6 protein-coding genes are annotated in these 9,522 nt (G+C 75.3%); 5 read left to right on the top strand and 1 reads right to left on the bottom strand.

Annotated elements, in window-relative coordinates; translation table 11 throughout:
* The first annotated feature begins 149 nt into the window (after positions 1 to 149).
* From AAHZ94_RS21055 to AAHZ94_RS21035, 5 genes are all read left to right on the top strand, one after another.
* Entirely contained in the window at positions 150 to 1,448 is a 1,299-nt protein-coding gene (locus AAHZ94_RS21055; protein WP_349994538.1) for a deoxyguanosinetriphosphate triphosphohydrolase, read from the top strand.
* A gap of 270 nt (positions 1,449 to 1,718) precedes the next feature.
* Positions 1,719 to 3,008 (top strand): NAD(P)/FAD-dependent oxidoreductase, encoded by a 1,290-nt coding sequence (locus AAHZ94_RS21050; RefSeq protein ID WP_349994537.1) that lies wholly within the window; start codon positions 1,719 to 1,721, stop codon positions 3,006 to 3,008.
* A gap of 177 nt (positions 3,009 to 3,185) precedes the next feature.
* Positions 3,186 to 3,761 (top strand): GNAT family N-acetyltransferase, encoded by a 576-nt coding sequence (locus AAHZ94_RS21045; RefSeq protein WP_349994536.1) that lies wholly within the window; start codon positions 3,186 to 3,188, stop codon positions 3,759 to 3,761.
* 46 nt (positions 3,762 to 3,807) lie between these two features.
* The gene (gene dnaG / locus AAHZ94_RS21040) at positions 3,808 to 5,748 is read left to right on the top strand and encodes a DNA primase (protein ID WP_349994535.1); all 1,941 of its coding nucleotides are present in this window, start codon (positions 3,808 to 3,810) and stop codon (positions 5,746 to 5,748) included.
* Between the two features lie 487 nt (positions 5,749 to 6,235).
* Entirely contained in the window at positions 6,236 to 7,681 is a 1,446-nt protein-coding gene (locus AAHZ94_RS21035) for an RNA polymerase sigma factor (protein ID WP_349994534.1), read from the top strand.
* A gap of 127 nt (positions 7,682 to 7,808) precedes the next feature.
* Here the strand turns inward: AAHZ94_RS21035 and AAHZ94_RS21030 are convergent, their stop codons facing one another.
* A complete protein-coding gene (locus AAHZ94_RS21030; RefSeq protein ID WP_349994533.1) occupies positions 7,809 to 9,251 on the bottom strand; it encodes an FGGY family carbohydrate kinase in 1,443 nt (480 codons plus the stop codon).
* Positions 9,252 to 9,522: the final 271 nt, after the last annotated feature.

Here is a 9,522-nt window from a genome sequence, read left to right as displayed (position 1 = left end):
CCCCCCCCCGGCCGGGGGGGGGGGGGGGGGGGCGGTCTCCTGCCACCCCCCCCCCCCCCCCCCCCCGGCCCCGGCCCCGCCCCCCCCCCCCCCCCCCGCCGGCGGCGACCGGCGGCCCGGCCGCGCCGCCCACCGCGGCTGCTCCGTATCTGCCCGGCCCCGAAGCCGCCCCGGCCGTACCCGGCTACTCTGCCGCTGACCTGGAACGTTGGGCGCCCGAGCCGGACAAGCGGCCCGGCCGCAGCGCCTTCCAGCGGGACCGGGCCCGGGTGCTGCACTCCGCCGCGCTGCGCCGGCTCGCCGGCAAGACCCAGGTGGTGACGCCCGGCGACAGCGGTCAGGCGTGGGACGCCAGCCCGCGCACCCGGCTGACCCACTCCCTGGAATGCGCCCAGGTCGGCCGGGAGCTCGGAGCCGCGCTCGGCTGCGATCCGGACCTGGTCGAAGTGGCCTGTCTGGCGCACGATCTCGGCCACCCGCCGTTCGGGCACAACGGCGAGCGCGCACTGCACGAGGTCGCCCGGGACTGCGGCGGCTTCGAGGGCAACGCCCAGTCGCTGCGGCTGCTCACCCGGATCGAGCCCAAGCGGTTCCGCACCGACCCCGCGACGGGCGAGCCGGCCAGCGTCGGGCTCAACCTCACGCGCGCGGCCCTGGACGCCGCCACCAAGTACCCCTGGCCACCGGGCGGCCACCCCACCGACCCGGCCTCGCCCAAGTGCGGCGTCTACCCGGACGACCTGCCGGTCTTCCACTGGTTCCGGCAGGGTGCCGCCCCCGGCAGCCGATGCTTCGAAGCGCAGGTCATGGACTGGTCGGACGACGTCGCGTACTCCGTCCACGACGTCGAGGACGGCCTGCACGCCGGCCACCTCGACCCGGCCGTCCTGCTCGCCGAGCCCGAGCGGCGCGAGGTCTTCGCCGTCGCCGCCGACCGGTACGCCCCCGGCGCCGAGCCCGCCGAACTCGCCGCCGCGCTCGACCGGCTGCTCGACCAGGAGTGGTGGCCGCACGGCTACGACGGCACCGCCCTCGCCCAAGCCCGCCTCAAGGACGCCACCAGCCAACTCATCGGCCGTTTCTGCCTGGCCGCAGAGGAGGCCACCCGCGCCGCCCACGGCCCGGGCCCGCTCACCCGCTACCGCGCCCACCTCGTCGTACCGCGCACCGCCCGCCTGGAGTGCGCCGTGCTCAAGGCGGTCGCCGACCGGTACGTCATGCAACGCCCCGACCAGGCGCGACTGCGCGCGGACCAGCGCGTGGTCATCGCCGAACTCGCCGCCGCGCTCGTCGCCCGCGCCCCCCACGGGCTCGACCCGCAGTTCCGGGCGCTGTTCGCGGGCGCCGCCGACGACGCGGCGCGCCTACGCGTCATCGTCGACCAGATCGCTTCGCTCACCGATGCTTCAGCCCGTTCGCTGCACGCCCGCCTGACCGCCCGCCGCTGACCGAGAACCCCTACGAAGGCGCAGGTCGGAGCGGATTCCGGCCGGCCCGCCCGGCCCACGCGCGGCAACCGGCCGAGCGGCAGCGGCGCTGGCCCGTCCGGCGTAGTGCCCCTTCCCGCAGCCCGCTCGGTGCGGGACCCTCCCTGTTGGCCGGGAGGACCGGGTGTACACCAGGGGTTCATGGTGGGTGTACCGATGGGCATACACCCGCACAGGCGTGCCCGGAACACCCGGGCGCAGGCGTACCGCGCGCGAGCGAGGAGGCGACAAGTGGTCGACGCACATCAAACGTTCGTCATCGTCGGAGGAGGTCTTGCCGGCGCCAAGGCTGCCGAGACACTCCGGGCCGAGGGGTTCACCGGCCGCGTGATCCTGGTCGGCGACGAACGCGACCACCCCTACGAACGCCCACCCCTCTCCAAGGGGTACCTCAGCGGCAGTCAGGAGCGCGACACGGTCTTCGTCCACGAACCCGCCTGGTACGCCCAGGCCGACATCGAACTCCACCTCGGGCAGCCCGCCGTCCACCTGGACCGGGAGGCCAAGGCCGTGCAACTGGGCGACGGCACCCGCATCCACTACGACCGGCTGCTGCTGGCCACCGGCGCCGAACCGCGCCGGCTCGACATCCCCGGCACCGACCTGGCCGGCGTGCACCACCTGCGCCGGCTGGCCCACGCCGAGCGGCTGCGCGGCGTACTGGCCCAGCTCGGCCGCGACAACGGACACCTGGTGATCGCCGGCGCCGGCTGGATCGGCCTGGAGGTGGCCGCGGCGGCCCGCGGCTACGGCGCCGAGGTGACCGTCGTCGAGCCCGAGCAGGGCCCGCTGCACACGGTGCTCGGCCCCGAACTCGGCGCCCTCTTCACCGACCTGCACGGCGCGCACGGCGTCCGCTTCCACTTCGGCGCCCGGCTCACCGAGATCACCGGGCAGGACGGCATGGTGCTCGCGGTGCGCACCGACGACGGCGAGGAGCACCCGGCGCACGCCGTGCTCGCGGCCATCGGCGCCGCCCCGCGCACCGCGCTCGCCGAGGCCGCAGGTCTGGAGATCGCCCCGCGCAACGGGCCCGCGCGCGGCGGCATCGCCGTCGACGCCGGGCTGCGTACCTCCGACCCCGACATCTACGCCGCGGGCGACGCCGCCGCCTTCCCGCTCCCGCACTTCCCGGCCGCGCTGCCCGACGGGGCGCGGCTGCGCGTCGAGCACTGGGCCAACGCACTCAACGGCGGCCCGGCCGCGGCCCGCGCCATGCTCGGCCAGGAGGTGGCGTACGACCGGGTGCCGTACTTCTTCTCCGACCAGTACGACCTGGGCCTTGAGTACTCCGGGTACGCGCCGCCCGGCAGCTATGCGCAGGTCGTGTGCCGGGGCGACGTGGGCAAGCGCGAGTTCATCGCCTTCTGGCTGGACGCCGACCGGCGGCTGCTGGCCGGCATGAACGTCAATGTGTGGGATGTCACCGGCCCCATCCAGGACCTGATCCGCTCGGGCACCCCGGTCGACCCGCAGGCCCTGGCCGACCCGTCCGTTCCGCTGGAGACGCTGGTCCCGTAGCACGGGGCGAGCGGGCCCGGGGGGGGGGGGGGGGGGGCCGCGCCCCCCCCGCCGCCCCCCCGGCCCCGCCGCGCGCGGCGGGGGGGCGGGGGGGGGGGGGGGCGGGGGGGGGGGGGGGGGGGCGGGGCCCCCCCCCCCCCCCCCCCCCCCGCGGCGGGCTCCCGTAGCGTGGCCCGCATGCCGATCATCACGTCCGTGGTCCCGGTGTCGGAGATCTTCGAACTGCGCTGGTCCGTGCTCCGCCCCGGGCTGCCCCGGGCCACGGCCGCCTTCCCCGAGGACGGCGCGGCCGGGGTCTTCCACCTCGCCGCGTACCCGTCCGCCGCTCCGGACGGCCAGGCCGGCGCCGGCGCCCCGCCGGCCGCACCCCCGCACCCGCCGGGCGACGCCGTCCCGTACGACGCCCTGGCCGCCCCACCGGCCCACACCCCACCCCTGGCCTGCGCGACGTTCTTCCCCGACCCGCTGCCACCCGCCGCGGACGCCCGCGCGCCCCGTACACGTACGGCGACCGGTGCCAGCTACCGGTTCCGGGGGCTGGCCAGCGCCCCCGCGGCCCGCGGGCTGGGGTACGGCGCGGCCGTGCTGCGGGCCGGGCTCGCCGAGGCCGCGGCCCGAGGGGCCCGCTGGGTCTGGTGCAACGGCCGCACCGGCGCCCGCGACTTCTACGAGCGGCAGGGCTTCACCGCCGTCGGCGAGGAGTTCGACCTCGCGCCCAGCGGTCGTCATCTGGTCTTCGTGATCGAGCTCTAACCGGGCACGGGACGGGAGTGTCACAGGGCGCCCGTAGAATTCACGCGTGGCAGGACGGATCAATGACGACGACGTGAAGGCGGTCAGGGACGCGGTCCCGATCGACGCCGTCGTGTCCGAGTACCTCCAGTTGCGCAACGGCGGCGGGGGCAATCTGAAGGGCCTGTGCCCCTTCCACGACGAGAAGTCGCCCTCCTTCCAGGTCAGCCCGAGCAAGGGCCTCTTCTACTGCTTCGGCTGCCAAGAGGGTGGCGACACGGTCGACTTCGTCATGAAGATCGACCACCTCTCGTTCGCCGAGACCATCGAGCGGCTGGCGTCCGTCGCCGGCATCACCCTGCGGTACGAGGAGGGTGGGTACACCCCCGGCCGCCAGCAGGGCGAACGCACCCGCCTGGTCGAGGCGCACAAGGTGGCCGCGCAGTTCTACGTCGAGCAGCTCGGCAGCCCCGAGGCCGAGATCGGCCGGGCCTTCCTCGCCGAGCGCGGCTTCGACCAGGCCGCGGCCGAGCACTTCGGCGTCGGCTACAGCCCCGCCGGCTGGGACCACCTGATCCGCTTCCTGCGCGGCCGGGGCTTCAGCGACAAGGAGCTGCTGCTGTCCGGCCTGGCCCAGGAGGGCAGGCGCGGCCCCATCGACCGCTTCCGGGGCCGGCTGATGTGGCCCATCCGCGACATCACCGGCGAGGTGATCGGCTTCGGCGCCCGCAAGCTGCGCGAGGACGACAACGGCCCGAAGTATCTGAACACCCCCGAAACGCCGCTCTACCGCAAGTCCCAGGTGTTGTACGGCATCGACCTCGCCAAGAAGGAGATCGCCAAGAGCAACCGGGCGGTCGTCGTCGAGGGCTACACCGACGTCATGGCCTGCCATCTGGCCGGCGTCACCACCGCCATCGCCACCTGCGGTACGGCGTTCGCCGGCGAGCACATCAAGATCCTGCGCCGGCTGCTGATGGACAACTCGGGCTCCGAGGTCGTCTTCACCTTCGACGGCGACGCCGCCGGTCAGAAGGCGGCCCTGCGCGCCTTCGAAGACGACCAGAAGTTCGCCGCCGAGACCTCCATCGCCATCACGCCCGGCGGCATGGACCCCTGTGAGCTGCGGCTCGCCGAGGGCGACACGGCCGTGGCGCAGCTCGTGGACAGTCGCACGCCGTTGTTCGCCTTCGCCATCAGGCACGTCGTCAGCCGGCACAACCTGGACACCGCCGAGGGCCGCGCCGCCGCCCTGGAAGCCGCCGCCCCCATCGTCGCGAACATCAAGAACAGCTCCATCCAGCACGAGTACGCGGTGGCGTTGGCCGGCATGCTCGGCATCCTGGACACCCAGTTCGTGGTGCGTCGGGTCGGCCAGCTCGCCCGCTGGAACCGCGAGCGCGGCCAGCGCGGCGGCCCCCCAGGCCGCGGCAACGGCTCGTACGGACGCGGCGAAGGCGGCCCGCAGCCCGGCCGCGCCGGCCAGCCCGGTGCCGCCCCGCCCGCCCCGCCCGGTCTGCGCGGCCCCGCGCTCAACCTGCGCAGCCCCGCCCACCGCGTCGAGCGCGAGCTGCTCAAGCTCGCCCTCCAGCGCCCGGACCTGGTGGCCCCGGCCTTCGACGCGTACGGCGCCGACGAGTTCACCGCCCCGCCGTACGCGGTGGTCCGCGAGGTCATCGCGGAGGCCGGCGGGGTCGCATCGGCCGACAAGGAGTACGTGGCGCGGGTGCGCGAGGCGGCGCCCGACGACACGGTGCGCGCGCTCGTCACCGAACTGACCGTCGAGCCGCTGCACACCCGCCGCGACCCGGACGAGATCTACGCCGGCGTGCAGTTGGTGGCCGTGCGGCTGGCCGCGGTCAACCAGCGGATCACCGAGATCCGCGGCACCCTCCAGCGCCTCGGCCCCCAGGCCGACCCGGCCCACCTGGCCGCCGTGCAGAACGAACTCTGGGTCCTCCAGCAGTACGGGCAGTCCCTGCGCGAGCGCGGGGCCGCCGCGCTGTAGCCGCCGGGCGGCGGGTGCGGGCGGCTGCGGTGCGCCGGTGCCGCAGGGCAGGGAAACGGGTGCGCGGGGCGCTGCGCGACGCTCGGTGGCCGGTGGCCGGTGGCCAAGCGTCGGCCGGTGCGGGGTGCGGGGTGCGGGGTGCGGGGTGCGGGCTGCGCGGGGACGCGAGACCGCAGGGCGGGAGTACAGGGGGCGGGGCCGCCGCGCGGTGACCGGGCGGTGACCCTGTCCGGTGCGGCGTCGGAACGCGGGCGGATCGCCGCAGCGTAGCCGCCCGGTGACGCAGCGGTCGCAGAAAGTGCGCGCACGCCCCTCGTGGCAGAAGTGTGTCGTGCCCCACACTGGAGTCGGCGCCTGAGCTTTCGGAGCGCGGCAGTGCCGGCCGGGACGGCCCACGCAGCCCCGCACATCCACTCACGGCGGGCGGGACGGGCGGCGGCCGGGCCGCGCGGCCACCCCACCGCCGCACGCCGCCCACCAGCCGGCGGTGATCACCCTGGAGGTCGCCCCCGTGCAGACCCATACCCGGACCGAAGCGGCCCGCGCGGTGCCGCCCGAGGCCCTCGCCCCGTGTCCTCCGGGGCCGGGACCCGACGTCACCCCGCCCCGTACGCCCCCCGACCTCACCGATCCCGGCACACACCCCTGCCCCGTACGCACCATCCCGCCCGAGGCCGTCAGCGCCCCACAGAGCCCGCCCGCCACATCAGCCACCCCAACACCACCCGACCCGGCGGCGAAGCCGTCTGTGCCCCGCGAGGCGCCACTGCACGGTGCGGCGACGGGGGCGGGGCCGACGCCGGGTGAGGCCGGCCGATCCGCCGGCCCATCCGTCGGCCGATCCGCCGGCCCACTCATCGGACCGCCCACCGAGCCGTCCGTCGGGGAACCAACCGACAAGACGGCCGAGGCGCCAGCCGATCCCTCAGCCGAAGCGCCAACCGAGGCGCCAGCCGATCCCGCAGCCGGCGCGGGGGAGCGCGGGGGCGTCGAGCCGCCCGCACCCCGGCTGGATGCGGGCGGCACCTCATCCGACCTGTTCCGGCAGTACCTGCGCGAGATCGGCCGCATCCCACTGCTCACGGCCGCCGACGAGGTGGAGCTCGCCCGCCGGGTGGAGGCCGGCCTGTTCGCTGAGGCGAAACTCGCCGGGGCCGTCGATCTCGACACCCAACTCGCCGCCGACCTGGACACCCTGGTGGTCCGCGGCCGGATGGCCAAACGCCGGCTGATCGAGGCGAACCTACGGCTCGTGGTCTCGGTGGCCAAGCGGTACGTGGGCCGCGGGCTGACCATGCTCGACCTGGTCCAGGAGGGGAACCTGGGGCTGATCCGCGCGGTGGAGAAGTTCGACTACGCGCGCGGCTACAAGTTCTCCACGTACGCGACCTGGTGGATTCGCCAGGCCATGTCCCGCGCCCTCGCCGACCAGGCCCGCACCATCCGGGTCCCGGTGCATGTGGTGGAGCTCATCAACCGCGTGGTGCGGGTCCAGCGGCGGATGCTCCAGGAGCGCGGCCACGAACCGACCGCGGCCGACGTCGCCGACCACCTCGGGCTCCCCGAGGAACGCGTCAGCGACGTACTCCAACTCGCCCAGGAGCCCGTCTCGCTGCACGCGCCCGTCGGCGAGGAGGACGATGTGGCGCTCGGCGACCTCATCGAGGACGGCGACGCCACCTCACCGGTCGAGTCCGCCGCGTTCCTGCTGCTCCGCGAGCACCTGGAGGTGGTGCTGTCCACCCTCGGCGAGCGCGAACGCAAGGTCGTCCAACTCCGCTACGGGCTCACCGACGGCCGCCCGCGCACGCTGGAGGAGATCGGCCGCATCTTCGGCGTCACCCGCGAACGCATCCGCCAGATCGAGTCCAAGACCCTGGGCAAACTCCGCGACCACGCCTTCGCCGACCAACTCCGCGGCTACTTGGACTGACGTCCCGGCCGAGCATCTGCCGTAGCCGTAGCCGTAGCCATGACTTCGGCGTGGACCGCGACCACAGCGTGCGGCGTAGCCGTGGTCACGGCGTGGACTGCGACCGCAACCGCGGTCCGGACCGGCGTCAGGCCGGCGGATTCCAGCCGAACGCCTCCGGATGGATCTGCTCCCGCACCGCGCTGAACTGCTGCCGCACCGACTGCCCGACCGCCATCTCTTCGCCGGGTTCGAAGACCTGGCTGGCCGCCGCGGGCCAGGCGGGCGGCGTGTGCGGGGCGAGCGTGCCCTCGCGCACTCCGAGTGCCCACGCCGCCTGACGGGCCGCCCCGATGGCCGCGTAGTCCGCCGGTTCGACCACCACGACCTGCGCCCCGAGCAGCGCCGGAGCGATCGCCTGCACCGCAGCCAACTCGGCCGCTGGCCCCAGCAGGAACACCCGCCGCACCGAGACGCCCCGCCCGCGCAACACGTCCAACGCGTCCGCGAGCCCGCACAGCATCCCCTCGAACGCGGCCCGCGCCAGGTGCTCGGGCTTCATGCTCTCCCGCCGCAACCCGGACAGCGTCCCCGCGGCGTGTGGCAGGTGCGGGGTGCGCTCGCCCTCCAGGTACGGCAGGAGCACCAGCCCGTGCGCCCCCGGCGTCGACTTCAGCGCGAGCTCCGACAGCCCCTCCAACTCGGTGCCCAGCATCTCGGCGGCGCCCCGCAACACCCGTACGGCATTGAGCGTGTGCACCACCGGCAGGTGCATGCCGGTCGCATCGGCGTACGAGGTGATGGTGCCGGTGGGGTCGGCGAGCGCCTCGTGGTGGACGGCGAACACCGAACCCGAGGCGCCGAGCGAGATGACCGCGTCGCCGAGCGAGACGCCGAGGCCGAACGCGGCGGCCATCGTCTCGCCGGTGCCGGCCGAGATCAGCAGCCCCTCGGGCGTGTGCCCGGCCGGCTCGGCCGGAGCGATCACCTCCGGCAGCCGCACGGGATGGCCGAGCGCAAGTTCGGCGAGGTCAGGCCGGTACTGGCCGGACGCGGCCGACCAGTACCCGGTGCCGGACGCGGCCCCGCGGTCGGTGGTGCGCCGCCCGGGCCGCCCCAGCAACTGCCACACCAGCCAGTCGTGCGGTTGCAGCACCTCGGCCACTCGCCGCGCCGCCTCCGGCTCGGCCCGCGCCAACCAGCGCAGCTTCGCCACGGTCTGCCCCGCGTGCGGTACGGAACCGACGGCCTCGGCCCACGCCGGGCGCCCGCCCAAGGCGTCCACCAGATCGGCCGCCGAAGCCTGGGCCCGCTTGTCGTTGCCCACCATGGCCGGCCGCACCAGCACCCCGCCGGCGTCCAGCACCAGCACCGCGTTCTGCTGCGCGGAGACGCCGATGGCCTGCACTCCTTCGAGCAGCCCGCCGTCGGCGGCCTCACCCAGCGAGAGCAGCCACGCCTGCGGGTCCACATCGGCTCCGGTGGCGGGATGCGGGGCGTACCCCTGCCCCAGCACTGCACCCGTGTCCGTGTCGCAGACGACGACGCGCGTGTACTCCGACGAACTGTCCAACCCGGCGACTATCCCCATGGCCCCCGATAATGCCTCATCGCCGCCCCCACACCGCGCCAAGGGACACCCCGCCCACCGGGGTGGCACCACCACCCCGCACCTGACCTGCGCGGATCGCCCCGGAACCCGCCGGATCGGGCTATGACACGGGCACGCGCGGGCCGCTCGGTGGTTGCGTCGGCGGGCGCCGGACGTGGCTGCGGCAGCCCCCCGCGGGGGGCCGGGGGCGCCCGCCCCCCCGCGTGGCGGGGCCCGGCCCGGGCCCCCCCGGCCGCCCCCCCCCCGCCCC

Source organism: Streptomyces sp. HSW2009, from assembly GCF_040240285.1.
GTDB lineage: Bacteria > Actinomycetota > Actinomycetes > Streptomycetales > Streptomycetaceae > Streptomyces.
This window is presented reverse-complemented; position numbering and strand designations above follow the sequence as displayed.

Excerpts from the sequence above, each read along its gene's own strand:
- AAHZ94_RS21045 (WP_349994536.1), top strand. The coding sequence starts at position 3,186 with ATGCCGATCATCACGTCCGTGGTCCCGGTGTCGGAGATCTTCGAACTG.
- AAHZ94_RS21030 (WP_349994533.1), bottom strand. The coding sequence starts at position 9,251 with ATGGGGATAGTCGCCGGGTTGGACAGTTCGTCGGAGTACACGCGCGTC.